General features: G+C 57.0%; 19 protein-coding genes and 2 pseudogenes. 10 read left to right on the top strand and 11 right to left on the bottom strand.

The window, feature by feature from the left end; translation table 11 throughout:
• Positions 1 to 183 precede the first annotated feature (183 nt).
• The 3 genes from IVA98_RS12890 (at position 184) to IVA98_RS12880 (ending at position 6,384) form a co-directional block, all read left to right on the top strand.
• On the top strand, positions 184 to 1,686 hold the full coding sequence (locus IVA98_RS12890) for an alkaline phosphatase family protein (RefSeq protein WP_247354986.1): 1,503 nt from the start codon (positions 184 to 186) through the stop codon (positions 1,684 to 1,686).
• 529 nt (positions 1,687 to 2,215) lie between these two features.
• On the top strand, positions 2,216 to 3,244 hold the full coding sequence (locus tag IVA98_RS12885) for an endonuclease/exonuclease/phosphatase family protein (RefSeq protein ID WP_247354985.1): 1,029 nt from the start codon (positions 2,216 to 2,218) through the stop codon (positions 3,242 to 3,244).
• Between the two features lie 1,424 nt (positions 3,245 to 4,668).
• A complete protein-coding gene (locus IVA98_RS12880; RefSeq protein WP_247354984.1) occupies positions 4,669 to 6,384 on the top strand; it encodes an outer membrane beta-barrel protein in 1,716 nt (571 codons plus the stop codon).
• Positions 6,385 to 6,561: 177 nt separating this feature from the next.
• Here the strand turns inward: IVA98_RS12880 and IVA98_RS12875 are convergent.
• The 6 genes and pseudogenes from IVA98_RS12875 to IVA98_RS12850 all read right to left on the bottom strand — a co-directional run.
• Positions 6,562 to 6,846: pseudogene (locus IVA98_RS12875) on the bottom strand (IS21 family transposase); the annotation flags it as partial.
• A gap of 143 nt (positions 6,847 to 6,989) precedes the next feature.
• The gene (locus tag IVA98_RS12870) at positions 6,990 to 8,081 is read right to left on the bottom strand and encodes a pyridoxal phosphate-dependent aminotransferase (RefSeq protein ID WP_247354983.1); all 1,092 of its coding nucleotides are present in this window, start codon (positions 8,079 to 8,081) and stop codon (positions 6,990 to 6,992) included.
• A 250-nt stretch (positions 8,082 to 8,331) separates the two neighbouring features.
• The gene (locus IVA98_RS12865; protein ID WP_247354982.1) at positions 8,332 to 8,937 is read right to left on the bottom strand and encodes a CDP-alcohol phosphatidyltransferase family protein; all 606 of its coding nucleotides are present in this window, start codon (positions 8,935 to 8,937) and stop codon (positions 8,332 to 8,334) included.
• 7 nt (positions 8,938 to 8,944) lie between these two features.
• Positions 8,945 to 9,745 carry a phosphocholine cytidylyltransferase family protein gene (locus IVA98_RS12860; protein ID WP_247354981.1) on the bottom strand — a complete coding sequence of 267 codons (801 nt, stop codon included), beginning with the start codon at positions 9,743 to 9,745 and terminating at the stop codon, positions 8,945 to 8,947.
• A gap of 365 nt (positions 9,746 to 10,110) precedes the next feature.
• Complete coding sequence (gene aepX / locus IVA98_RS12855) at positions 10,111 to 10,983, bottom strand: phosphoenolpyruvate mutase (RefSeq protein WP_247355036.1); 873 nt, start codon at positions 10,981 to 10,983, stop codon at positions 10,111 to 10,113.
• Positions 10,984 to 11,677: 694 nt separating this feature from the next.
• Positions 11,678 to 12,126, bottom strand: a pseudogene (locus tag IVA98_RS12850) (transposase); the annotation flags it as partial.
• A gap of 1,002 nt (positions 12,127 to 13,128) precedes the next feature.
• Between IVA98_RS12850 and IVA98_RS12845 the strand changes: the two are divergent.
• From IVA98_RS12845 to IVA98_RS12830, 4 genes are all read left to right on the top strand, one after another.
• Entirely contained in the window at positions 13,129 to 13,851 is a 723-nt protein-coding gene (locus IVA98_RS12845) for a hypothetical protein (protein WP_247354980.1), read from the top strand.
• A 470-nt stretch (positions 13,852 to 14,321) separates the two neighbouring features.
• Positions 14,322 to 14,471, top strand: coding sequence for a hypothetical protein (locus tag IVA98_RS12840; RefSeq protein WP_247354979.1), 150 nt, complete (start codon positions 14,322 to 14,324; stop codon positions 14,469 to 14,471).
• An 11-nt stretch (positions 14,472 to 14,482) separates the two neighbouring features.
• Positions 14,483 to 15,226 (top strand): LuxR family transcriptional regulator, encoded by a 744-nt coding sequence (locus IVA98_RS12835; RefSeq protein ID WP_247354978.1) that lies wholly within the window; start codon positions 14,483 to 14,485, stop codon positions 15,224 to 15,226.
• A 2,071-nt stretch (positions 15,227 to 17,297) separates the two neighbouring features.
• Positions 17,298 to 17,597, top strand: a complete 300-nt coding sequence (locus IVA98_RS12830; protein ID WP_247354977.1) for a hypothetical protein — start codon at positions 17,298 to 17,300, stop codon at positions 17,595 to 17,597.
• Positions 17,598 to 17,699: 102 nt separating this feature from the next.
• On the opposite strand, the gene IVA98_RS12825 is transcribed toward IVA98_RS12830, so the two are convergent.
• The 3 genes from IVA98_RS12825 to IVA98_RS12815 are packed head-to-tail and all read right to left on the bottom strand — an operon-like array spanning position 17,700 to position 20,918.
• Positions 17,700 to 18,626 carry an NAD(P)-dependent oxidoreductase gene (locus IVA98_RS12825; RefSeq protein WP_247354976.1) on the bottom strand — a complete coding sequence of 309 codons (927 nt, stop codon included), beginning with the start codon at positions 18,624 to 18,626 and terminating at the stop codon, positions 17,700 to 17,702.
• A gap of 11 nt (positions 18,627 to 18,637) precedes the next feature.
• Positions 18,638 to 19,318 (bottom strand): HAD family hydrolase, encoded by a 681-nt coding sequence (locus tag IVA98_RS12820; protein ID WP_247354975.1) that lies wholly within the window; start codon positions 19,316 to 19,318, stop codon positions 18,638 to 18,640.
• 7 nt (positions 19,319 to 19,325) lie between these two features.
• Positions 19,326 to 20,918, bottom strand: coding sequence for an amidophosphoribosyltransferase (locus tag IVA98_RS12815; RefSeq protein ID WP_247354974.1), 1,593 nt, complete (start codon positions 20,916 to 20,918; stop codon positions 19,326 to 19,328).
• A 1,572-nt stretch (positions 20,919 to 22,490) separates the two neighbouring features.
• Here IVA98_RS12815 and IVA98_RS12810 point away from each other — a divergent pair.
• From IVA98_RS12810 to IVA98_RS12800, 3 genes are read left to right on the top strand one after another with little or no spacing between them, the layout of a single operon-like run.
• Entirely contained in the window at positions 22,491 to 22,667 is a 177-nt protein-coding gene (locus IVA98_RS12810) for an arylamine N-acetyltransferase (protein ID WP_247354973.1), read from the top strand.
• A gap of 32 nt (positions 22,668 to 22,699) precedes the next feature.
• The gene (locus IVA98_RS12805; RefSeq protein ID WP_346657707.1) at positions 22,700 to 22,858 is read left to right on the top strand and encodes a hypothetical protein; all 159 of its coding nucleotides are present in this window, start codon (positions 22,700 to 22,702) and stop codon (positions 22,856 to 22,858) included.
• Entirely contained in the window at positions 22,851 to 23,120 is a 270-nt protein-coding gene (locus tag IVA98_RS12800) for an arylamine N-acetyltransferase family protein (RefSeq protein WP_247354972.1), read from the top strand. Before IVA98_RS12805 ends, IVA98_RS12800 begins: the two co-directional genes overlap by 8 nt.
• Positions 23,121 to 23,192: 72 nt before the next feature.
• Here the strand turns inward: IVA98_RS12800 and IVA98_RS12795 are convergent, their stop codons facing one another.
• Entirely contained in the window at positions 23,193 to 23,912 is a 720-nt protein-coding gene (locus tag IVA98_RS12795) for a LysE family translocator (RefSeq protein WP_247354971.1), read from the bottom strand.
• 14 nt (positions 23,913 to 23,926) lie between these two features.
• Positions 23,927 to 24,556: an FMN-binding negative transcriptional regulator gene (locus IVA98_RS12790; RefSeq protein WP_247354970.1), complete on the bottom strand. Its 630-nt coding sequence runs from the start codon at positions 24,554 to 24,556 to the stop codon at positions 23,927 to 23,929.
• Positions 24,557 to 24,584 lie beyond the last annotated feature (28 nt).

The raw sequence follows: 24,584 nt of genomic DNA, 5'->3' as shown, positions 1-24,584 counted from the left end.
TCCCGGCACGGTGCCGGTCGGCACGCCGGCCAGGCGTTGGTCGGCATGACTGGGAGCTCCATACCGGCATCACCCTCGCGCAAGCGATCAGCGTCCATCCCGAAGACAATGGCGCTAGGCTGCGTCAGGTCAGCCAAGCCCCGGCCGATCCGCTACGTCCCAGCTAGACGAAAGCTCACGATCATGTTCAATCGACCGGACCGGTATCGGGTTCTCATCGTGCTATTTGATGGGCTTCGGCCGGATCTCATCAAACCATCGCTGACGCCGAATCTGGTCAGGCTTCAGCGCCGCGGTGCGGTGCTGGCCCGGCAGCGCACCGTTTATCCCAGCGAAACACGGATAGCGCTCACGAGCCTCATCACGGGCGCAACGCCGGATCGCCACGGCATTGTTGGCAATCAGTATCTCGACCGGCACTTTCCGGCACCGCGCTTGGTTGACACAAGTAATGCGCGTCTGATCGAGGACCTCGATGCCGCGAGCGACGGCCATCTACTCGGTGTGGCGTCACTTGGCGAGATCCTCGCGGCGAACGGCAGGACATTGTCAGTCCTGGCATCCAACTCGGCGGGGGCAACCCGTCTGCTGAACCATAAGGCCCGAAAGTTCGGCCAGGTGACGCTCTCGGGCCACTTCCCTTCTATCGCGACCTCGGCCGAGATGCTCAGACAGGTGGAGAGCCTGCTTGGGCCGACGCCTGCGACGCCACCCCACGGCACCCCGGATCTTGCCTCTCAAGCCTTTCTGACTTCAGCGTTCCTCGACGTCATCTGGCCTCAGATTCGGCCCGACGTCGCAATCCTCTCGTTCGGCGAACCCGATAGTTCCTCCCACGATTGTGGAACCGGCGCGCCAAGAACTCTGGAAGCGATCAGCTTTGTCGATCGGCAGTTTGGCCGGGTGCTCGATTGGTGGGAAGCTGAAGGCGTGTGCCAGGGCGTGCACCTGATCGCAGCCTCCGATCACGGGCACGTGACGGTGCATGCGCGGGCCGATCTCTTGCAGACGCTTGAGGCTGCGGGGCTGCGCTGCGGCCCGGCACCGGCGGCTGGGATCGACGCCATCGTCATACCTGGGCAGGTCGGAGCAATTTACCTGGCCGAGCCCTCGCAGATCGTTATCCGCCGCGCCGTCGGGGCAATGATCGAAAGGCCCTGGTGCGGTCCGGTGTTCACCGCTGGCGGCGCGGTCGATGGCATTGCGCCCGGCAGCTTCGCCCGTCATCTCGTGTTCGCCGACCATGCCCGATCGGCAGATATCCTGTTCTCGTTTCGATCCGATGGCGGCCTTGATCGTTTTGGTCTTATCGGTCGCAGTTGGAGTGCGGATGGGCCAGTCGGCTTAGGAGTGCACGGCGGGTTGCATGCCAAGGAGATGTCGTCTGTCGGCATTTTGGCAGGACCGCTCGTCAAAGGCGGCTTCGTCTCAAAAGTCCCCTCAAGTATTTGCGATTTTGCGCCCACAGTGCTCGGTCTTCTGGGCATCTCGCGGCCAGCAACGATGACCGGCCGCGGCCTCACTGAGGTCTTCATCGACGAGGGAGGGGACGTGCCTCGGACGATCGAAAAGGTCTACGAGACCAGCAGCGGCGCATACCACCAGCACCTCCGTCATGTGCAGGTCGGTGAGGCAGTCTATCTTGATTCTGCTGACGTGGTGGGTCGTCCCAACAATCTCACATAAACTGAGCGTCGATCCGTAGGCCTCATCAGGGCGATAACACGCAGAAATCTTTCTTTTTGCTGCGTAGCGCATCGGTCGAACGTGATCGGCAGCCATGCGCAAGCGTGGCGCGCAGGTGTCGCCATGTCACAGACGCGCAAGAAAGTGGCGTGGGGGAAGGCCACGACGGATCATGCGCTGACAGTGCACGCAAGAAGACGGGCAGGAGTGCCAGTCGCGGCCGCCGTCTAGCGTAGAAAAGCTGTATGCAGCAGCTTGGCTGCCTCGATCAAGCCGCCGGTGAAGTCATCGCTACCTTGGGACGCGGCGGAACGACGCCGGGCCGGTGATCGCCAACGGTACGCCCGGCGCTCAGGGCGCCAAGCCAGCGCTGTCCAGCAATCTTCCGCGAGCGATCCAAGTTGTGTCAGAGCGCCGCAGGGTTTTTGCCCGCCCCGTCGGCCTTCCTCTATTTCAAATCGATAAAATCAGTGGTTGTATACGGTGATTTCAGCGACCGCGCTCGCTCTATCGTTTTTTGGAGTTATCGATGAATTACACAGGCCTGAGGTGGATCAAGGACGACAAGCAGCGCCAGAGAATTGTTGCGGGGCTCAGCAAACTGCGCACCGGACTTAAGAAGAAGGTGCCTGCCAAGAGTGACGGTACGCTACTGCTGGCAACCTGGAATATCCGCGAGTTCGGCGGGACCAAGTATGGCGGCCGAACGACCGACGCAATGTACTACATCGCGGAGTGCATAAGCCGCTTCGACTTGATCGCGGTGCAGGAGGTACGGGCCGACCTCAAGGCGCTCAAGGAAATTCTACGCCTGCTTGGCCGGCAGTGGGACGTCATCTTCACAGACGTCAGTTTCGCCGACGGCGGCAATTTCGAGCGGCTCGCTTTTGTCTACAACACGGCCAAGGTCAGCTTCACCGGACTTGCCGGCGAACTGGTTCTGCCGAGCAAGACCGCCACCGAGCGAATGAGCCAGGTCGCCCGTACCCCCTTCGTCTGCGGTTTCCAGGTGGGCTGGGCCAAGTTCAACCTGTGTACGGTCCACATCTACTACGGTACCGCCAAAGCGGAGGATCCGCGGCGTGTCGACGAGATCAACGCGCTTGCCAAGCTGCTTGCCACCAAGGCCAAGGATTACATCAACACAAGCGCCCCGGCCGACTACTCGCCCGAACACCTCGTACTGCTCGGCGACTTCAATATCTTTTCCCGCACGGATAAGACTTACGAGGCGATCACCAGAAACAGGTTCGAGGTCCCGGCCGAGCTGCAAAAGCTGCCAGGGAGTAACGTGGACCAGAACAAGTTCTACGACCAAATCGCATTTTTCAAGCAGAAGGTAGGTGTGAAAAGCACTAACGCAGGCGTTTTCAATTTCTTCGACTATGTCTTCGACGATCCGAAGGAATTCAGAGGCGGTAAAAGCGCGCCGACCGCTAACATGTTCAGGCAGTGGCGCACCTTCCAGATGTCGGACCACCTGATCATGTGGTGCGAGTTCAGCGTTGACCAAACAGATGCCTACCTGAAGGCGTTGGCCGGTTGGAACGGCAAGTAGGACGGCCGATCGCAGCTGGGTCTCTCGTTACGTTCGGCAGAAGAGGGCGTTGCGTGTCCCGCTGAAAAGACGATCGCGAAAATAGCGTCTTACCTTGGACGCTGCTGATGGACGACGGTATTTCTAGTTTCAGATCTGCCGAGTCTGCTGTTGGAGGCTGTGAAGAGGTACCGTCCGGTTCCGTGCGCGATAGGCGTTGCAGGCGTCGGTGCCGCCGCAGCTATTGTCTATACTGCGTTAAAAGAGGACAGCAGAAGCGCCGCCAACAGCGCGGCTATCATGCTGGGCTTCATGGTCGTGCTGCTTGTGTTCGCGAGCCTGATGCGAACAAGGAGCACCACATACGTTCTGCGGGCTTTCCTCATGATGTGGGTGATGGTGGCGTGCTTCTGCACCATCTTTGTGCAACTGAGTTCATTCATTTTTCGGTGGCCAACGGTTAAATTTGGCACCGGCGAGTCTTTGGACTGCGAGGAAAGCAGAAGAAAAAGCTGCGGACATCGGCTTGTCGGGCAGTTCAACAGATCAATGCGTCCACACGTATAGGAGTTCCTCTTTCCTCAAAAGCGGCTCGCCTAATGACTGGCAAAGGCTGACCGAAAAGGCGAGGACCTACGCAAGATCGGTTAGCCAGCTCCCAGTCAGATGGCCAGCGAGCCGAACCTGTATGCAGCGCTGGCGGGCGCGCGTTTCACGCAATTCAATCAACTGCTGGATCGGAAGAGTGGGCTGGCCGTCGATCCACTATTGTGGAATGCGGTACCGCCGCTTGAACTCCGACCCTTAGAGAGGGATGAGCTGAGGAATAAAGCCGCTGCATTGACGAGACCCTCGCGCGTATCCTCGCGGCGGTAAGAGCGAGGAGGCGCTCGAGTCGACGATCCTTCGCTCAGACATGCCGATTGAGTACGACGTCGTGTGAGAAGAAACCGCCGAGGAACACGGAGAGCCGCTCACCGCTCACCGCACATCTGACAACGCCTAAAAGGCTTGCGGGTCGAGGCCCGAACCAGCAAGGTACTCTGCAGTCTTCCTGAGCGCCCTTGCGTCGCCGTCTCCGAGCTCGTCGCCTGCGATGTGGACGTCCTCATCGGCTTCCCCGGCGTCCGGGACGGCCGAGCCGTGCGACAGCCGAGGAGTGTGGAGCAAGAGAAAGGGCTCTTCGCGGGAGCATTCACCACCTTTCCGATCGGCCGGAGCCGGCGTGCAGCATGCGTTTCGTGTCCGACCTCAGACGCTCGGCCCGTTTCAAAACCCACCGATCTTGTTGCGAAGACAACATCGAGGTCGAAAACCGCAGCGAATGCGCATTGCGTCCGCTGGCCTAGATCCTGCAAACCGCAACCGCTGTGGAAGCGGCGCTAATAACGTCGGCCATTTGGCTGTCGTTGCAAGGTGGCGCGCGTCTGTGTTCGTGAGGTGAAATGCGGTCTCAACTTCTTTTTTACGCTGTCGCAACAGCTGCGCTCATTGCAGGCGGCGCTGTCAATTCGGCCGATCTCAAGCCGGCAGTAAAGGTCCCACTCGCCGTCTGGAGCTGGACCGGAGGATATATCGGCGGGCACGTCGGTGGGGGCTACGGGCGAACATCATTCAGCGACCCCTATGGCCAGTCACTCTATGGTGACGTTGTCGACACCCCTGTGTTCCTGGCCGGAGGTCAGATCGGCTACAACTGGCAGAGGGAACGCTGGGTTTTTGGCGTTGAACTGGACGCCAGTCGCGCTGTCTCAGACGGCAGAAACACCTGTCTTGCCGCCTCCAGCTCTGTCATCAGCGCAAACTGCAGCGCTGGTCCAAGCGTCTTTGCGACCGGGACGGGTCGCCTTGGGTATGCGTTCGGCCCGCATGGCCAAACACTTGTTTATCTCAAGGGGGGCGTGGCTGCGCAGCACAATAGCGGCGTTGTCGCCAACAATAACGAATTCCGTAGCAGAAGTCACCCATTTGGCTTGGCGCCACAGAATGCCACCGATTTCGATTATGGTCGAGTCGGTGGCACGATCGGCCTGGGCGTCGAGCAAGCACTCGCGAACGCATGGTCCGTGACGTTTGAGTACGATTATCTGGGATTCACCGGTCGAAGTGTCGCGACCCCTCCGACCCTACAGAGGCCGCCCTTGGCAACCATCCCCGCCAACACCACCAGCCTGTCCAGCAGCTATCACATCGGTAAGCTCGGTCTGAACTACCATTTTGACGCACACCCACGGACGCCAGGATGGTCAGATACGCCGCTATACGCAACGAAGCCGACCGTCAGCGCGTCGCCGATTGGCTTCGCTGATGGGTGGTCGCTGGAAAGCGGCACACGGCTGTGGTTAAGCCGCGGAAGCTTTCAATGGGACCACGGGAGTACTGATCTAGTATCAAAGCTCACCTACCATGGGCAGGATGGGATTTCCGGTGAGTTGTTCGGACGGCTGGACAGCCCCTGGGGAATCTTCCTGAAGGGCAATATCGGGTTTGGGCGCTTCAGCAATGGAAAGATGAACGATGAAGATTGGGGCGTGGGCACGCTCGCTTATCAAAACACACTATCGGGCCAGGGCAACGGAAGGTTCACGTACTTCACCGCGGATGCCGGTTACGATTTCCTGCATGGCAGCACCTACAAGGTTGGTGGGTTCATGGGCTGGAGCTACTACGGCCAGAAGTCTGACACGATCGGATGTGTGCAGACCGCCTCCCCCAACGTTGCACCTTGCCTTGTGCCGGGCGATAGAAGGATTGTCGGCAGCCAAGACACTGATTGGAATGCGCTGCGCATCGGCCTTAGCGCTGAGACCATGTTGTTCGATCGCTGGCGCGTAAGTGCCGACGTTGCTTACTTGCCGTGGACGGACTTCCGAGGACGCGACAACCATCTGATGCGCCAATTCACGACCTTCCTTGATCAACGCGGGAGTGGTGGCGGTGGTGTGCAGGTTGAGGCAGCCCTATCCTACTTTATCACTAAGAACGTCAGCGTTGGCTTCGGTGGCCGCTATTCGGCTATGTGGACGCCAAACCAACGTAAGACGCTCGCTACCGGAGCCAACCAGGAGAACCGCCCTCCTGCCACCTCTGGGCCCCTTCCGGGGGACTATCGCATGGAACGATGGGGTACGTTCTTCCAGGTCTCCTACAAGTTTGACTGAACTGCTTGCTCCTTGCTGTAAGCGTCGAACGGCATTATGGCGCGGATACTGGTTACGCCTTCGTATTCTTCGCGGATGCGGAGGGCGTGATCAGCACGAAGCCGATCTTGAATCCGAACGCGGGCCCGATTTTGTGAAGCGTCTCTGAGGTCGGATTGGCCACACGCGTTCGTTCTCGGCTCGGATCCGACGCTCCAGTGTGCGACGGGTGCCGGCTCGGAGTTCGGCATGGCGCCGAAACATCTCCTCGAAGATCCCGACGGGCCGCAGCCCGGGAGCGGCCTTCAGCATCGGCACCATCTCTGTCTCAAACACGCTGGCCAACGGGCTCAGCCGGCGACGGCCGCGGGGAGCCTTCTCTGCGATGGAAGCCGGGGATCCTTCTCGATCCGGTAAGCGGTCGAGGTGCTCAACGACGCCTTGCCGCGGCCGCTGGCGGGCTATCGGTCTACGGCACTTCATGTAGAGCCTCAGCGCTGTCTGGCTGTTTTGAGGGGCGAGCGCCGGAAGGCCACTAGCTTCGCTCCCTCGGAGCGCAGGCTGTGCCTTTCAATGCCGAAGGATGTCTCAAGTCTCGAATGCTCGGTGACTGAAGACAAGTTGCGCTAATCAGCAACTTCTTTCAATGCTTCCACCAAGAGTTTATTGTCTTCATCAGTGCGGCATGCGATGCGCAAGAACCGCTTGCCATTTTGAAGCGTCTTTCCGCCACTGTGCCTGATCAATATGCGTCTATCTTTTAAAAGCGTTGAGGCGATCACGTCCCCATCCGGCCAGTGGGGCGGCAGTTCGCAGAACACGAAATTCGCGTCGGGCTTTAGAACTCTCATTCCGTCGATGCTGCGCAGGTCTGCGTATAGTTTGTCTCTGTCGCTGCCTACCCTCATCCAACTCTGCTGTGCCGCGTGCGCGAGGTGAGGGAGCCTGCTCAGAAAAAACTCGCCAACCGTATTGACATTCCACGTGGGGAGCGCCGCTCTAATTTCCTTCATCATCTGTTCATTTGCGGATGCCGCATACCCCATCCGCAAACCGCATGTCCCGTAAATCTTTCCGAGGCTTTTGAGAACGATCACATTGGGAAATTCGAGCAAGTGATTTTCCAGGCTAGCACTTCGTCCGAGCTCACTAAACTCTATAAATGACTCATCGATCAGTAGCAGTTGCTGTTGAGCTCGAAGCGCGGAAGCGAGATATAGTAAATCCGCATAGGGAACCATCCGCGAAGTGGGATTATTCGGCGATATCACGACTGCGCCGTTGACGCCATTTGTACGCGCAAATGCTGCGTAGCGGTGCACATCGAGTTCAAAATCTGGCGGTGACAGAAAAAAGCGTGACAACCGCCCGGGCAAGGCGGTGGTTTCATAAGGATTGAAGGTTGGGACCGGGACAGCAATCCTCATTCCCAGTCGACCAAGGAAGATGGGAATGAGTTCAGCCACGCCATTGCAAATGACAAGTTTATTCGCTGGCGTCTTCACCGCATCCGCAAGAAGCTGGACCATCTGCGCATTAGGAGAGGGATAGCAGGTAATAAGCCGCGGTAGCGCGTTCTTAAGTTCGTCAAGGAACGCCTGCGGCGGAAAATAAGGGTTTACCAGAAGGACGAAGTCCTTGATGTCATATTTCCAATAGCCGCCGGGGAATCGGTTGATCAGGTCAGAGACCTCGTCCGACCTAAGGGGTGGGTCCATTTGTGCTGCCCTCTTCATGCGTGCGACTAGCTCAACATTTCAGGACAAACGAAAATTGCAAGATGGTCGCCATCTCTCGACAAGCTCACGGCGAACAAGCATCGAGCAGTGCCGATTGGTGGGGAAATGCTCTCGGCAACAAGTCTGGTGCACGCCGCGGTTGGCGAGACTACACGTCATCATGTGACCTGCATGGAGGGAAGCCTGCAACACGAAGAAGGCAGTCGCTGGATCATACTTCCATCCGCAATCAAAAGGAGCGACTGGCTAAAACCACCGACGACGCGACGGCGAAGATGCTTATTGCCGTATACATTATTGCGCCGAGTGGTGGCACGCGAACAGGCGCGACATGCGCTGTAGCGAGCAGCAAGAAGCCAATGTTTACGACGTCAGTAAATGCTTCAGCAGGAATAAGAGGCTTAAAAAGAAATAGGAGCGCCAGGAGCGGCACGTCGTATGACAAGGGGACGCCCAAGAAGCGTCCATCGCGCGATCTGCCGAAGTTCGCAAAGTAGCTAAGCCTTATTGCTCCCGTCACCAGTAGAGCGGTTGCGGTCGCAAGCGCGAGTTGTGAAGCTTGGCTAACTTGTACCACAACTACCGCAGGCACAACGGCTCCATAGACGATATCTGCAAACCCATCGAGGCTCGCTCCCATTCTTGCGACATCTGGATTGCGACCTTTCGTGCGACCTGCCACAACCCCGTCGAGGTGGTCCGATAGAACGGCCCAAAGCGCTGCTGCCACGGATAGCTCAAGGCGGTCAGAGAGAGCTAAAAACAGGCTGGCGGAGGAAAAGAGAAGACCTGTGATCGTTATGGCGTTCGCTGGATCCCAAAGGTATTTTAGCATTGCACTCTCACCTCGTTTGCAAATCACGTCTCGCCGTGTAGGCCTTCGTTCGGTCCTTGAAAATGCGCTCGGCAATCTCCAAATCGTCAGCGTTATCAATTTCGTACCAGCTGAGGCCATCGCATCGCGCCGCGGCGAGCTGGAGGCCTCGCCTCTCTATCAGATAACCCAAAAGTTCTTCGGTGTAGGTCTGCCGAGCTCCAGCGGCGACAACATCGTCCAGTGTCGGAACGATCGTTGCCTTGAGTGTCGGCGCCGAAAGCCGTAGAAGGTTCATCGTCTTGAAAAGCTGTGGGCCATCCGCAACAAGATTTGCCGCGGTTTGCTTCAATCGAAAACCTGAGATGAAGCCGTTCTGCGACAACAGAACGGCCGACCCTTCCATTGAATCATCGAAGGGAACGACTGCAGCTACGTCTGTCCCCCGGCAGACCATCAAGTGTCGCAGCGCATCCTCTTCGAAAAAGACGTCGCCCTCGAGAAGAAAGCAGTCTCCGGAGAGAAGAGCGTCGCGCGCCAGCCACAAAGAATAGGCGCTTCCGGTCCGGTCGAAGACGGTCGACTCGACATATTTGATTTTGAGTTCGCCAAAGTGGCTACCGCAGGCATATTGAATGGCATCTTTGCGGTAACCCACCACGATCGTCACCTCTTCCACGCCAACAAATTCCAGATTGCGCAGAGCGTTGTGAAGAATCGAAGTGCCGTTGACCTCGACCAGCGACTTCGGCCGCAGATCTGTCAGAGGACGCAGGCGAGAGCCGCAGCCAGCGGCGAGAATGACGGCGTTCTTGGGAGCATCGGTCACCGTTTAGTTCCTTTCTCGTCGCGCCTCTAGGGTGAAACACCGACAGCTTCTTCGTCGCCAGCGTAGGCATGCTGAAGCGACATCAGGTCTGCGGGAGCCATCTGAAAATGGAGCCCAAGCGTGAAGACAAGCAAATGGTCCTGGTCGGTCCTTTCTCCAGAGAGAAGGAAGGCGCTGGATCCGGTGCCTCGAGCTGCCGAGATGGCAAAGTGCGCATTCGGCTGAGTGAGGCGTGCTACGCCATCTAAGGACATCTCAGTGCAATGGTTAGGGATTTGAGATTGCAGTCGAACCTGGCCAGCTAGGAGGAAGTCCAGGACAGGAGGTCTTCGACCATGACGATGCGCTCCTGTGTCGACGAAACCCTATTTGCGCAGTTCAGCGTCGGGCCGCAAATATCGCGCTTCCGCACGGGCTAGTTCGTCGTACTTGAACAGTTCGAAGACTTCCTCGAGAGTAGCAATATGCGGCTCAATGCTCGCGGTGCTTTCCTCAGCGATGATGCGACCGCAGACTTGACGCATTGCCGCTGTTGCCGCTCGCATGGAGTGGTTGGCCCAGATCACCGTAGAGATGTTGGCTTTGCGGTATGCAGAGATCGGTGTTCGATAGTATTTCGTCGGAACGATCACGACCGGCAATCTGTTCTGCCAAGCGCGCGCGAACGAAAGGATTTCGTCCGCGGTTCTCTTTCGCGAATGAATAAGGATCGCATCGGCTCCCGCGTCGGCGTAGGCGTGAGCGCGCGAAAGTGCTTCGTCCATCTCATGCCCAGCGATCAATGCCTCGATCCTTGCCACCAAGATCAAGTCGTCCGCGACTGTATCCTTCACTGCCCGGAGGCGGCCAGAGAATTCGTCGATGTCGGCGAGGGGGTGCCGATCCCCAACAAACGAGTTCATCTTCGGAAAACAGCTGTCCTCGAGCGCGACGCCGGCTGCTCCACGCTGACGGAGCCTGCGTGTCACGAGGCGTGCATTGTTGAAATTCCCGAAGCCGCCATCTCCGTCAACGAGCACAGGCAGTTCGCTCGATTCCACGATCCGCTCGACTACGTCTACGAGTTGGCTCCACGACGCTTCGTTGGCATCGCGGTAGCCCAGGGAGCAGGCAATAGACAGGCCAGACGCCCAGAGGCCTTTGAACCCTGCGCGCTCAGCGATCGCGGCGGAGAGACCATCATGCGCTTCCATGAGGAACGATAGCTCTCTGCGGGAGCAGATTTCGGCGCGCAGGATTTCAGCACGTGAGGAACCGGCGGATTGATCAGGGCCGTTGGCGAGAACAGATGGTAATCGGTGTTGCATGCCAATTCCTTGTGATGACCGGCGTAACGTGGAGACCGGCCGATTTCATCAATCGATAGGTGACATGCTTCCGTCATCTAGATCAATTACGAGGGTTGGTAGTTGATCGGGCCCGCAAACCTGTTCCGTCTCGCAGTGCTCGAGGATCACTGCTAAGCTCCGCCGATCATTTGAGTGATGGCACAAATTGAAAGCACAGTTGTGCCCTGGTCGAGGCGCCGACCAACGGCATCATCGATCTTGCATTTGTCCACGCGGTTTTGAGACTGCACGATCTGCGCGAAGGCTTCTGAAGTCGATAGCATTCTAGAGAGTGCGGGCTCAAGCAAGTCAGGGCGCGAATTCGTTGTGGACGCGCGCGCCTTTAAGGTTTGGGGAGGGCGCAGTGCGCCAAATTCTGATCCCCGCAGCGGCGGCATACCATGGCGACCGTCGCTTTCTAGGGGCCGGAGACGCCTCGGTGGCATACTGAGGAAATTGGTGGCTCAGTGCCCCGAACTTGAGAGAGCTCTTCAGCCAGCTTTAATTCGAGGATCGGGATGATGTTCGCGCTGAGGGTATTATGGACTCGCTTCCTTCGGGGCATGGAAGCACGGCGCGGTTTACTTCAGCCGGAGATTCGGCGGTCGATCGGGCGGGCGAGGAAGGCCTTCACCTTGTCGTCGATCTCGCCACACAGCCGGCTGACCTGGCTTTGGAGATGCCAGTCATGCCCACCGCCTGCACCAGATCGCCCGCCGAACGGGTCGAGACGCCCTGCACATAAGCTTCCTGCGTGCGGTGAGCGCCTTCTCGGCCATGCGGCGCGGCTCCAGGAAACCCGGAAAGTAGGAGCCTTTGCGCAGCTTTGGAATGCACAGTTCGACCGCACCGGCGCGGGTCTCCCAGATCCGCTCCCGGTAACCGTTGCGCTGGGCCAGGCGCTCGGGGCTCTTCTCGCCGTAGCTCGCCCCGGTCTGGCCCTCGACTTCCAACTCCATAGACGCTGGGCGGCAAAGCCGATCATCTCGCGCAGCAGATCGGCATCAGGGTTTTCTCTACGAGTGTGCGCAGGTTCATCATGCCGTCGGTCATCGGTGGTTGCTCGGTTGGGTTGGCGTGTCGCAACCCGATCTTACCGGAGGATTGCCGGTGACCAGCGCACGACCGCCCGCCCGCTACGGCGCTATTGGGGGCGCGTCCGGGCGGCTTTGCTCTACCGAGCTACACCACCACCGGGAACACGACCCGGTGTTGCCCTGCTGAAGGAATTAAAGTCAATACCGTGGCCGTCGTCGAACCGCAATTCGGAAGTGCCTTCAATTGGTCTCACATTGTCCAAGATTGCCGAGTTCGAGAAGGCGCATGCGGGCGGCGATTGAGCAATGGCATTCGCATCTTTCAGCGCCCGGAGCCAATTCCCGAAGGTGTCTGTCTGGCAGACTCGAGCATGCGTCCTAATACACAGGGCAGCCGGGAAGTTGGCGGCTACAACACACAATCGAGAGGAGGGTCCTTCCATATTCCCAAATTTCTGAATCACCTTGGCGTTCCCCAACTCGACGCTCGATGGATCGGTCGTCCTTGAGAAGGCGAGGGTGCAGGCAGACCTAGCTTGCGCGACAGAGCTGCGGCGTGCCTGACAGTCGCTTGGCGCTGAAACATTGCGTCGCCTTCCGGGTGCGTTGCCTTCGTCAGAGGGGGCGAAGGACAAAGCAAGTAGTAAGTTACTTCAGACATCAGTCGTATCCGCGAGCTAAGCGCGCCTCTTTCAGGGTACTCACTCGATAGTCCCTCCACATGGAGTCCAGCCGATCTGATAGGATGTGTATTGAGCCAAATCGTACATCCCCCGGTTCATCCCGCCGCGCAGTTTGCAAAGAAAGCGATGGGATACCGCAGCCTACACTGCACGCGAACTCCAAAACCGTTGACGGCCCCTATGAGCTTCTGTTGATGATCGCGAGTTTCAAACCGTTTGATGAGTTGCGTCTCGAAATTGCCCACCAAAACAAGGGGGCGACAGCATACTTGGTGTAGGTCAAGTATGCTTTGCGAGCGTCCTCTGCTAGGCCGCTTGCAGAGAAGGACAGTCGGATGATTGCGCCGATTCGACGTAACTGGAATCCAAAAGACTTTTTCGATGAGTTGACGCCGGCGATGTTCACGGCCGGACCATCGACTGTGCGCGCACGTCGGGACAAGTTGTGGCCTGAGTTGTATACTGAATACGACGCGAGGCACTTAAAACAAGAATTGTTCAACCGAAATCTGATCGCCACCAACGAAGCTGAGGCGTTCTTTAGTGCCTGGGCCGCGGATGAAGAGCGCCACACCGATGCTTTCATCCGGATCATGGAGCTTGTCGCTGGTGAATCCGAAAAAGATCTTCGAGACAGATTGGAAGCTCGATCGCATAGTTTTTCTGCAATCAATGAATACTTGAAGGACGAATTCTCTCTGATCGTTATGATCGCATTTGATGAGATGTGTACTTGCCGCGCCTATGCTGCGGATAGAGAGTTCTATGCCGGACTTGGCAGCAGCTTCCTTCGTTGCCTGAGAGAGGTGATTGCCGACGAGGCAGTTCACTCGATGAACGCTGTTAATGTTCTCCGTGCCCGTTACTGCGAGCGCATTCCCGAAATCGGCGAGATTCTCGACAGCATAATCTGCAGCGTGGGCGATGATCCGGATTATACCGGCACCTTCGTGCTGGATTACTTAGGCGGGAATTACACGAAGCAGATGTTTGTCAACTGCCGCGCCGCTGTCCTGAGAAACGTTGCTAAGCCGCTAAAAGCCGCAGTGACGGATTGAAGCGTCGGCGCGCAAGTGGACCAACGAGCGTCTGCGCCTCATCTCCTGTCGGTGCCTCAGAACTGCATGTATTGGTCGGTCAGAGCGGATCGGCTCATAGATGAGTCAGATAGCCTGCCTGCGCTGCCCTTGAACTTTTCCGCTTGTTTCAAGTTTCTTGGCAAGCGACAGGCAATAATGAGCGAGCCAGCGGTGCCTTGCACAAGGGGTGCCGATCAGACGTCAAGAGAAAATTCAGTCAGGCAATCATCACGAACAACCAAGCCAAATGGCGCTGTCGGCTTTCCTCCTGATGTCGCGAATACTTCAACGCACGCGCCCGCGGAATCTATCCCAATCCTCAAGTCATTGTCGTTAAATACGATTTTTTTGGCGGTGCAACTGGTACGACACTTGCTGTTCTCATCGCCAGGTTCTCGCCCTTCCGGAGATGCGTATGCAAAGTGCCCTCTGCACCAAGCAGAATTTTCATGCTCGCCGGCAAGCCGGACATCGGCGGTGACACCGGGCTCCTTGAGCTCGGGATCACGGAGCGGCTCGGCGACGGATTGGAACTTGCCTCCGCTCAAAACCAGCTCAATGGAGCGGCGCAATACCGACCTTTCGGGCCAGCCTGCTGAGGCGCCACAAAATGGATCTTTTCAGCTTCACCGAATGCGCGACGCGAACACAATGCCTCAGACCGCTTTTCGAGCTTCTCGTTAGCTGTGCGAGCGACGAAGGCTTCAGCGAAGTCTCTTACGGAGCGCTCAATTTCGCGGAGCCACTTCGTCTACCGGAGTATCCGCCACCGGCGGTGGCCGTAAAGTGGCCGCCCGAATGGTGTGAACGATATTTTAAGCGAAAGTACCACAAAATCGATCCAGTAGTCCGGCGGACACCGACGCTTTCGCGGCCCTTTCTGTGGGATCAACTCGCCGAGCAATATCAACTACAGCCTGACGAAAGGCGCGTACTTGATGAGGCCAGAGAGGCTGGTCTCAAGCACGGCATTAGTGTACCGTTGTTTGGGCCATTGGGTCGGTTATCCGTCGTATCGTTTGCATCTCGGTTCGACGATGCCGATCCTCAACATTCCAAAGGCCATCTCAACGCACTAGCCTGGCACTTTCACACCGCTTGTGTGGAGATCACACGTCCGGCCGAAGATAACTGCAATATGAGAGTTGCGCTATCGCAGCGGGAGCTAGATTGCCTACGGTGGGTGGCAGAGGGCAAAACGTCATGGGAAATCGGGAGGATATTACAAATCAGCGAGAATACGGTGAACTTTCATCTTAAGAACGCGATGAGAAAGCTGGGCGCGACCAGCCGGATCCAAGCCGCCATTGTGGCGATCCGCCTCAACCTTATCTTTGACGTCCATGTTGCGTGAGCATCTTGATGGGACGATGATTGTATCGAAGCCAGTTTGCGGATGAAAACTGCTGTGAAGACAAAAAGCGATCCTATGGGCAATCGTTCGCCAAGGCATTGAGCAAGCTCGACCTGCCATGTGAGGAAGCCACTTGCTGCTAGCGCGCACGTTGTATACGGCAACTACGAGCTTAGTCTCGAGCATTCTTTGGAGCGGCAAGTTAGAATGGGTCTGGCTAGGGAGTCCAGCATTTGCAGGTGCTCGTAGGACGTGAGGGTTTCAGTCGATCGTAGCTAGGCGCCAATGAAGATCGGTAGTTTGATTCGAGCTGACGGTTTGCTTCAGTTGATTTTTGTCATGAGTTTAAAACTGCTACTTCCTTGACTATCTTACAAGGATGAATCGATCAAAAGACCAGCTTCTAGACCTAGTCGACAAGCTCCTTCTGGAGGGCATTGCGCGCATCCGGTTTTTAGCCAAGCGCCGGGCGCCCGGCGTCGGTGACGGCGGTACGAAATGAAGCAAGCAGCGTGCCGTTTGAAAACTGAAGGTTCTCTAGTCGCCTCATGTTGCGCAGGCGCGTCAGATTGGAAACATCGATATCTCGAACCTGACAATCGCGTCATTAGCCTTGACCGTACACACCACGCCGTCAAAGGTCGAAGGCTGGGATCTGGCGCGTACACCCAGTGTGCCGCTGCCGACGGAGCGTATGTCGCCGGCGCCAGTGCAGAAGATCATGTCCCTTGCGTAACTTGGAAAGGCGGCGCTTCGGCAAAAGCGGCCAGTTAGCGCTGCGCGAAAGAGCACTCCGAAGAAAAAGCCCCGACCGAAGGTCGGGGCTCCTCGATCCGCCGCAAACGTGTTGAGATCGCCATTTTCCAACCCGGAAACAGCTTGTAGTAAAGCCGAAGGGTCATCATATCGACATCCTGGTGAATGCGATCCGTCCCGACAGCGGGGAAGGTCACGTTGCTCTCCGGCATGAACAGGTGGTCATACTCGACGCCAACTGACCAACTGGGCGCGAAGTTAACTTTCCAGGCCAGCCCCTACGGCGCGCCCCCAACGGACATTATCGCTTTTAGCAAGCTCCGCCCCAGTGACCGTCGGAGTTGATCTGGTCTGTTTTGCTGGTCATCACAGGACCGCCTGGCCTAAAGCAGCACGGTTTTGAATGCGTAGCCGAGCTAGCCGGTGAGCAAGCCGAACGCATCCGTCTTGGTTCGATTGATGTTCGACGGGAAAGCGGTGCTGATATTTGGAGCCGCTGAAGTTTGCCCAGTTGCCCTGGCCTTCAACGCCGTAGACCACATTGAAGATCTGCCAGCGATAGCCAAACTGGCCACCGATAGTGCCGGCCGTCGTACCATGGCAGCCTTCGGGAGTAACGCCTGCGAAATCCTAGCAGTTATGGCTCGACCCCAGCTGCCGTTATGCCCATATATAGTAACCGGTCCAGTCACAGATCGCGGGAGCGACCGACAGCTGCGGCGCGTTGGTTTGGACAGGCCATGGAGCGAGATCCGCGCCAAGTGCGGGACCGCCGCGTTGATTGCGACGATGCTTGCAGAAGCAGAAAATTCTTCATTGGAGTGCTATTCCACACTTGAGCCCGGCTCTGCGCGTCTTGGCAACATCATCGTGAATTGCTGTAACTTCAGCACAACATTCCTCAGAAACGAAATCGCCCTAATCTCACGTTGGGTTAGGTGCTGGAGCTAGAATCCCGCGTGATGCGCGTATTTGTTCAGGCACGTGGGAGTTAGCTGCCCAACTTGGGAAGGCGGCTCGCATCAAAGAGCGCAGTTAGTGCAGATCTCGGCAAAGCGCCCGAGACCGAAATGCGCGTCCACGGTCCGTGAGCAGCGGGTTCCGATCTTGGGCATCGTCGACTAACTTCGGAAAGCGTTGAAGGCATCGACCCTTCCGAAGGTTGCCTCTCGGAACGACCACCGAGCTGCGCAATCATGGTCTTGACGCATCGATGATGGGCCATCAGTGATCATCGAATGCTGCCGCGCACAATGTCTGACGTCAAACAACCCTCAACTCCTTAAAGCTTTGCGGTATGTTGAGGAGATGTCTGATGCTCAGCTCCTTGAGCATTCGGCTAAACATGTCCATCGACATATTCCAAACGCCCGCTCAACAACCTGATCAGCCAGGACACGTTCGCAGTGCCATCCGCTCCGGCGTCGTCAGAAAGTTATGCAACCGCTTTGTGGCCGGTGACGTCCTCGAGCACTTTCACTTCCGTATGTGGCTGTTGCGCCAAATCGCGGTCTCTCGTGATCGCCTGGTATTCTTCAAAGAGCTTGGAGAAAGCGGGAACGATGGCCGGCCCTGCGTGCTCAAAACAGCAGCCCGAGATCGAGCATCGCTTTGAAGTACAAAAAGCACCTAGCCGATGCTTTCGCCATCCGTGTGAAGGCGACGCTGGAGAACAGGAAGACATGGATTGTAGAGATTTGTTTTGGGTGCGTCGCTGCTAATTCTGCCGTGATTCGTCATCCCTTGACGAAAGCGCAAGATGAGGCAAGGTCAATTCACCTTTGCCTTCGGCGAGACAGGTTTGGAACTTTTGCGCGGCGGCAGTCAGAACTGGCACCTTCAACGCGGTTTCGTTCGCTAATCGCACGCTGCAGTCAATATCCTTTTTGGCGTTTCTGATCGATATTGCCAAAGCATCCGGCTTTTCGTCCAACAAAAAGGCTGCAAAGTTTTGGAATATCCCGCTGTTGGTCGCGCCGCGACTGACCAAGGAGCGTAAGATTGCAAGGTCGACGTCAATGGCATCGGCAAGCTGGCAAGCTTCCGCTACCACCGCCGCCATGCCCATCGTCATGCTATTATAGACAAGTTTGAGCTTATGGCCCTGTCCAATATCACCCACATGGACGATGTTCTCGCAAAATGCGGTAAGAACACGAGCCGCCATAGGAAACGTGTTCTGATCAGATCCAACGATGGCGTTGAGACGCCCTTGCTCTGCTTGTTCAGGGCTTCGTGTTACGGGGGCATCTATGAAGTGCAATGCATGCTTTTTGGCCTGTTCGGCTAGAGTGAGGGTTGAAGCAGGATAGGACGTGGTGCAGTCAAGTATCAAACTCTGTCGGGGCAAATGTGCAAATAGCCCATGTTGCCCAAGGCAGACTTCCTCGACCTCGCAACTTGAGGGCAGGGATAAAACGACGGCACTTACATGCCGGGCCAATTCGGAAATTGCGGTGTGCTCATGAGCACCCATGCCGGTCAAGCGTTCCGCGCCAACACGGGTTCTGTTGACTTTGATATGCAGTTCAGCGCCATGACGCAAAAGACTGAGTCCTATGCCTGTTCCCATACGCCCTGCGCCGATTAGGCCGATTCGTTGTCCGACTTTCCCAGGCGTTTCAGTTGACGGAGTTTCAATCATGCTCTGCGTCGTTATGAGTTCTGAAAAAGGCCACGCTCCTGCAGAATGGGCAGCAGCTTATGATGGTCCTCGATGAGATAATCCGGCTGCGCCGCTCGCAGACGCGTCTCGGAAACAAATCCGCCCGTAATGGCTACGCTGATCAAGCCAAGTTCGCGTGCAATATCCGTTTCAACCGGCATGTCCCCGACGATGAAAGTTGAGCTGGGGTCCAGATTGTATGCTCGCATATACAGACGAAGCCGCTCTCCTTTGCTTATGCCTTTATATTGAGTAGCGCGGCTTTCAAACGCCAGAACCTCCGCGACACAATCTTCGATTCCATGCCTTCGCAATTGGGTAATAAGGGGGTCGACTATATGGTTACTGACAATAATGCTGGAAACGTGTTGTTGACGTGCCGTTTCCAAAATGCAACGCGCGCCGTCGCGCAGATCGGCTTTGCTCGCCAGTGGTTCGTAGGTGTCGTGAAAAATAGCACTGTCATGGCTATCCACCGTTTCTATTTCACTCTGCGACATTCCTAGTTTGCGGAAAAAAACCGAAAGTGGAACATCGAAATGATCCCGAAAGGTTTGCATATCAATGGCAGCCCGGCCTAAGCGACCCAAAATGGTGTTCGTCGTTTGTAGCAAGGCGCCGGCGTCGTCAAGGAGAGTGCCGTTCCAGTCGAATACAAGAGCAGGTTTCATCATAACCTCATGCTGCAGACGTTTTCGTTGAGGTGAGCTCGGCGATCAATCTATTCAAATTGTCGTCTGCGCGTTTTTGCCCGCCAAGGGTCGGCATCTCGAACGTAAACGCAGAAAGATCGATTCCCTCATGTCCCCGCGGCAGCAAGGAAAGCAGATCTTCAAAGGGCAAATACGTAATGGTAGCAGCGTTGATCGATAGAGCAATTTTGCGTTCGATCACCCGAAGCGTTTGCGGCGCGATCCTATGAAAGCGCAGGCTATCCTGCCGCGTTTCGGGTGCCAGGCTTTTCCATATTTTCCAGAACGCTAGCTCATCTATGGTCTCGATACCCATGCCGTAGTAATTTGGTGCAACGATAGGCGGCGAACCGATTGCCCAATGCACAGCCTTTGCCCCAGCGGCAAGGAGCATCTCCGTCACTGCGCGGCTTGTATCGCCACGAATAAGAGCTTCATCGGCTACGACGATGATTCTATCCGTAACGTCGTTCGTTGCGACGCGGTACTTTTGCCAGATGAGCGAGTTGCGCTCGCCAAGAGACCCGATAAGTGTGCGCTGAGAGCGGTTTACTGCGATCACCTCGTGCCGTTGGACGAGCGCACTTTGCTGCTTGGCCAGCGATGCAAATAGACCGTCGGCATACGGTGTCCCGGTGCGCGGCATGGAAGAAACGATTATGGGAGCGGAGCTTGTTTCGACCGCTAATCGCGGCCAGACAATTCGGCCCAAGGTCATGCCTATATCATGACGAGTTGCTAGATGAGATTGCCCTTGCACCAACGTTCTTGCATTTCCCAGATAAAGCGTTTCGTAGGCGCAAAGCTTGGGACTGTGCCGAGCCTGGCCCACAAAGTGATCAAGGCAGTCTCCCGTTCTGCCGTTCACATGCTTGATGTGACTTGGCCGAATTTCGTCGACTCGGCCTTGTAGACCAGAGAAAGCACTGTTTTCTGAGGCAAAAAGTAGAAAACCATCTTCGGTTTGCATGAATTCCAAAGGCCGCAAACCCCTGCGATTGCGGAAGGCGGTCAGATTTCCTAGGCCATCCAACAAGAGTGCACTGACGGCTCCGTCAACACCCTTGTCAATGTCTTGGAAGACCTTCTCGTAGTTAACCGGCAGACCGTGTTGCCAATAATCTCTTTGACAAATGTTCTCGATAAGCTTGAGCAAGAGCTCCGCATCGGTGTTGCCGCTGATGGAATGACCTTCGGCGTGCAGTTCTTTCCTAAGTTCATCAGCGTTGACCAGAGCCCCGTTCAAACAAACCGTCAAACGGCGGCAGGAGGTTTTATGATTGTCAAAGGGCTGGAAGTCGGCGTCACTCTTCTCTCTGTGAGAGGGAGTGCGAACGTGTGCTATAGCTACATGCGGTCTGAAATGGGCGTCCTGCTCAGTGAAATCAACACCTGCTAGTGTGCCTGCTGGCCGGCATGACTTTGTATGTTGAAACCGTTCTTCATGCATAAACGCGGCAACGCCGAACCCCTCCTGTCCACGGTTTTCAAGCCTCGGCACCATGTGCTTGAGCTGATCGTAAACCGTCCTTTGTGAGCGGCTTGAAGGCAGCAGAAATGCGCCTGCAACACCGGACATGCTATGTCTCCTTGATCGACGATTATGGCTATCGCCCGTTGCGCGTTGTTGTTTTTCACCCTGTCCGGTTGCAGACATCCAATGTCTGAAACCGACACCGAGCGGAGGTAATCCGTCGGCTCGCGCGAAGCACATGGTTTCGCGCCTCAGCAAGCAAGGCTCATACCAAGCCCTCTTTCGCGCGCATGAGGCTTCGCCGAAATTGGCAAACGAAGTGTGTGATTCGAAAAAGCCGCCCTGATCCGGCTGCGGGACTTCCGAGATGGCGGCCACCAAAAGTCAGCTTTGGTGGGCACGGTGCCTGATGGGGGCTATCCCGCGATGCTCCGCCTAGAAGCCGCAGCAAAGAGGGTTACGCGACTGTTGACGCGGCGGGAATGTCTTTGTCCAATCCTCAAGCGGCCAGTCCCAACCGTACGCTGAAGAACGAAGACGTTCAGCGAACTGGACGCCCCACCGAGGGACCATCCGGCCCTGTTTGCTGTTTGAATTCGTGCGCGCTCCGATCTCCTTGATGTCACGGAGCGAACAGCGCTGTCCGCCGTTGTTGCCGCTTTGAAGGCGTAGACGCTCCGTGACGGCATCTATGCGCAAAGTGAAGGCTATTGAAGCGTCACATAAATGAGGAGGCGTTTGTGAACGAAGCTCGCACGATTGGGTTAGACTTCACACAATGTAGTTTCAGGCACATGGCGCAGACGCGAGCGAGGTCGGCAAGGGGAGCGTATCATGTTTTGACTCCCCTATGTTTGTTTTCAGCCGTGTCGTCTTGAAGACGTTCATGTCCGGCCGCTGACATCAGGCTAAAATGTTTCCGCGCTCGCAAAGCACATGGTGTTGTTGTCTTGCAGCAAGACTAGCATAACGGTTCTCGGCATGTTGATTGAAGCGACAGTGAAGGACGCATTTCAAGAACAGCGGTCTCTCGCCGTCACGACTCAAGAGTTCAGATGAAAGCTATCTATTCTATCGAGCAACTCCGTCATTCTTCGAACCTTGGCGGCGCTACGCAGCACAATGGATGGCATCGCGCGACCGGCCATATTGCCGACACGGTGGAAATCTCGAAATCATCCAGGATCTCAGCCCAGCGCGGCAGGTAATCGCAGATCAGGTGGCGACAAGCGGCCGTTCCGACGGCCAGGGGCATCATGTGGATTGCCGAAATGCAGAAGCGCCCGCAGATCAACTTGTTCGCGCAAGAGCGAAGCAAAGCGCCCGGCTAGGATATTTGATGAGCTCAACGCAGGCGATTCGTAAACGCTACGCCTGTATCTGGCAACCAGGCGCCCTGTGGATCTGGAAACGCGGAGCGTTCGCGGCGAGGCGAGACGACATGATTCGCAAGGCTGGAAGATCGCCGTTGCAAACCGCCGCGGATCGGAAGTCCTACGGGCTGTTCCGGCCGTGCACAAATTGCCCGTTGGCTGGATACCGGCACTGAAGCTGTCGTCGGAGTGCTCAGGCTGTTTCATTTCTATGGGAGAGATGGTCACCTTCTACACGTTGCCCTGCGAAGTCATCGCGCGTCCGGCCCCTTAATCAAACGAATCCAGATATCAAGGACGTGCCATGGCATTTGAAATTGCGACCTATCCCGATCGGATCGGCCTTGCTCAAGTCCCGACAACGCTTGATGGCCTTCTTGCGCTACAGCAGGCTCAAATGCGTGCGATCCCCTACGAGAACTTTGATGTTCTGCTAGGCGATATCGCCGATCTGACTGAAAGTCGATCTGGACCAAACTGATCAATGCCTGGTGAGGCGGCTATTGCTTCGAATTGAACAAGTTGTTTGGCTTGGCGCTCGAAGCACTCGATTTCACGGTCTGGGCCATTCTTTGCAGGGGGCGCATGGGGGCTCCGGAAGGTGGCCCACGCACACATCAGGACGTGTTTCGTCTGAGGGCTGACCCCCGTCAGTGGAGAGCTCGTGCTTGAACGCAAGAACGAAGATGAATGGTTCGCTCTTTTCGGTATCGATCGAGCCGTTGCCCTGCCACCAGATTTCGAGGGCGCCAACTTCATCTGCGCACGCTGCGACCGTATGCCCTTTCCATCCGTCCTCATGATGAGTGTGCTGACATCCGAGGGGCGTGCAACCTTGCTTAACAGGAAGCTCCGATTGACTCGCAGCCAATTTAAGGACCACGCGTTCATCAAACGCCTGCACCCGCGAAGCTTGCGCAGACGCATCGCTTAATCGGCTGTGCAGCCGTCGTGCCCTACCAGTTCTTCCGAGGCTCGGCAAATAGTTCGTCGAAGCCATTTATCTTCAACAGCCCGAAATTTGTGCCGAGCCTCCGTGCGAACGAGTCGGCACACGGACGCAGCGTTTCGCCATCACGTATGCCCCCTTGTATGTATGCCGTGAGGAAATTCGAGCTACCCTTCCTTGTTCTGTGCAACGTTGCTCACCCATTACGGGATCGCTTATCCCGATGTAGAGGCCCGTCGGTCGCCCGGCGAGTCGATCCCTCGCTTTGGCCGCCCAACGGGTCACGATCAGGTCTACGCCAGTGTTCAAGGCGACGGAAATCGTGCCGAGCACAACGAACTGCAGCGCCACGTTCACGCTCGTGTCGACGAACTGCGGAATAAAGGCCAGGAAGAACGCGGCCGTCTTTGGATTCAGCGCCTCGACGACGATGCCTTCGCGCAGCGCACGGCCAGCGCCGGTCGTCTGGACTTTGGTCGGCGCGAGGACTCGCGCTTCCCTCCACGTCTTGATGCCGAGCCAGATGAGATAGAAGGCGCCGGCGATCTTCAGCGCAGTGAACGCTTCCGCGCTCGCCATCACCAGGGCCGAGATGCCGATCGCGCCGGCGAGCACGTGTACGAAACCACCGAGGCCCAAGCCGACGCTGGATGCTAATCCCTCGGTCCGGCCGCCAGCCAGCGTGCGGGCGACGATGTAGAAGATGCCCGGCCCCGGCGTGACCGCCACGACCGTAGCGGCGGCCAAGAACAGCGCGAACGTCTGAAGCTCGTACATCGTACCTCCGAAAGCTAGACACGCACGGGAATTAGAGAGGCCGCGGCCCGATCCGCAGGATTCTCGCTGGCCGCCAAGCCCGCCGCGACGCCGACGCGATCGGCCTCTGGACGGTTCTGGCTCATCTTGCGCTTGCCTTCGAAGCGCACCACGGGGATGCGGATCCCGACGATGCCGCGCAACTGGCCGGCAATGAAATCCGCGGGAGCGTCCGAGACGGCCCATGGCTTCGCACGCGCTGCTTCGTGCTTCCGCGTCAGGCGAGTCACAACGTCGAGCAGACGCTCTGGATCCTGGAAGAACTCGACGGGCCCGTACGCGTGCACGGCGACGTAGTTCCAGGTCGGCACGACCTTGCCGGTCTCCTGCTTGGTCGCGTACCAGGAAGGCGTTACATAGGCCTCTGGACCCATGAAGATCGTGACCGCGTTTCCGATCGGAGGAACCTGCCACTGCGGATTGGCCTTCGCCAGATGCCCGTAGATCACGCCGCGCTCGCCCTCGCTTTCGTCGAGAAACAATGGAAGCGGCGTCGCAAGCGGGCCCTCGGCAGTCGCCGTCACCAGATTGGCCAGGCGGGCGTCGCGGATGGTCGCGCGGATACTCTCGACGTCTTCGTCCTTGAATGCGGGAGGCGTATACATGGCTTGTCTCCGTTAATGGGTCAAAGGT

It is taken from the genome of Bradyrhizobium sp. 160, assembly GCF_023073735.1.
GTDB lineage: Bacteria > Pseudomonadota > Alphaproteobacteria > Rhizobiales > Xanthobacteraceae > Bradyrhizobium.
This window is presented reverse-complemented; position numbering and strand designations above follow the sequence as displayed.

Bases quoted from the DNA above. Each gene is read 5' to 3' on its own strand.
- IVA98_RS12820 (WP_247354975.1), bottom strand. From the start codon at position 19,318: ATGAAACCTGCTCTTGTATTCGACTGGAACGGCACTCTCCTTGACGAC.
- IVA98_RS12870 (WP_247354983.1), bottom strand. From the start codon at position 8,081: ATGGACCCACCCCTTAGGTCGGACGAGGTCTCTGACCTGATCAACCGA.
- IVA98_RS12815 (WP_247354974.1), bottom strand. From the start codon at position 20,918: ATGTCCGGTGTTGCAGGCGCATTTCTGCTGCCTTCAAGCCGCTCACAA.
- IVA98_RS12865 (WP_247354982.1), bottom strand. From the start codon at position 8,937: ATGCTAAAATACCTTTGGGATCCAGCGAACGCCATAACGATCACAGGT.
- IVA98_RS12830 (WP_247354977.1), top strand. From the start codon at position 17,298: ATGCTCAGCTCCTTGAGCATTCGGCTAAACATGTCCATCGACATATTC.
- IVA98_RS12795 (WP_247354971.1), bottom strand. From the start codon at position 23,912: ATGTACGAGCTTCAGACGTTCGCGCTGTTCTTGGCCGCCGCTACGGTC.
- IVA98_RS12885 (WP_247354985.1), top strand. From the start codon at position 2,216: ATGAATTACACAGGCCTGAGGTGGATCAAGGACGACAAGCAGCGCCAG.
- IVA98_RS12790 (WP_247354970.1), bottom strand. From the start codon at position 24,556: ATGTATACGCCTCCCGCATTCAAGGACGAAGACGTCGAGAGTATCCGC.
- IVA98_RS12810 (WP_247354973.1), top strand. From the start codon at position 22,491: ATGGCATTTGAAATTGCGACCTATCCCGATCGGATCGGCCTTGCTCAA.
- IVA98_RS12835 (WP_247354978.1), top strand. From the start codon at position 14,483: ATGGATCTTTTCAGCTTCACCGAATGCGCGACGCGAACACAATGCCTC.
- IVA98_RS12845 (WP_247354980.1), top strand. From the start codon at position 13,129: ATGATTGCGCCGATTCGACGTAACTGGAATCCAAAAGACTTTTTCGAT.
- IVA98_RS12880 (WP_247354984.1), top strand. From the start codon at position 4,669: ATGCGGTCTCAACTTCTTTTTTACGCTGTCGCAACAGCTGCGCTCATT.
- IVA98_RS12890 (WP_247354986.1), top strand. From the start codon at position 184: ATGTTCAATCGACCGGACCGGTATCGGGTTCTCATCGTGCTATTTGAT.
- IVA98_RS12840 (WP_247354979.1), top strand. From the start codon at position 14,322: ATGCTCGCCGGCAAGCCGGACATCGGCGGTGACACCGGGCTCCTTGAG.
- IVA98_RS12825 (WP_247354976.1), bottom strand. From the start codon at position 18,626: ATGATTGAAACTCCGTCAACTGAAACGCCTGGGAAAGTCGGACAACGA.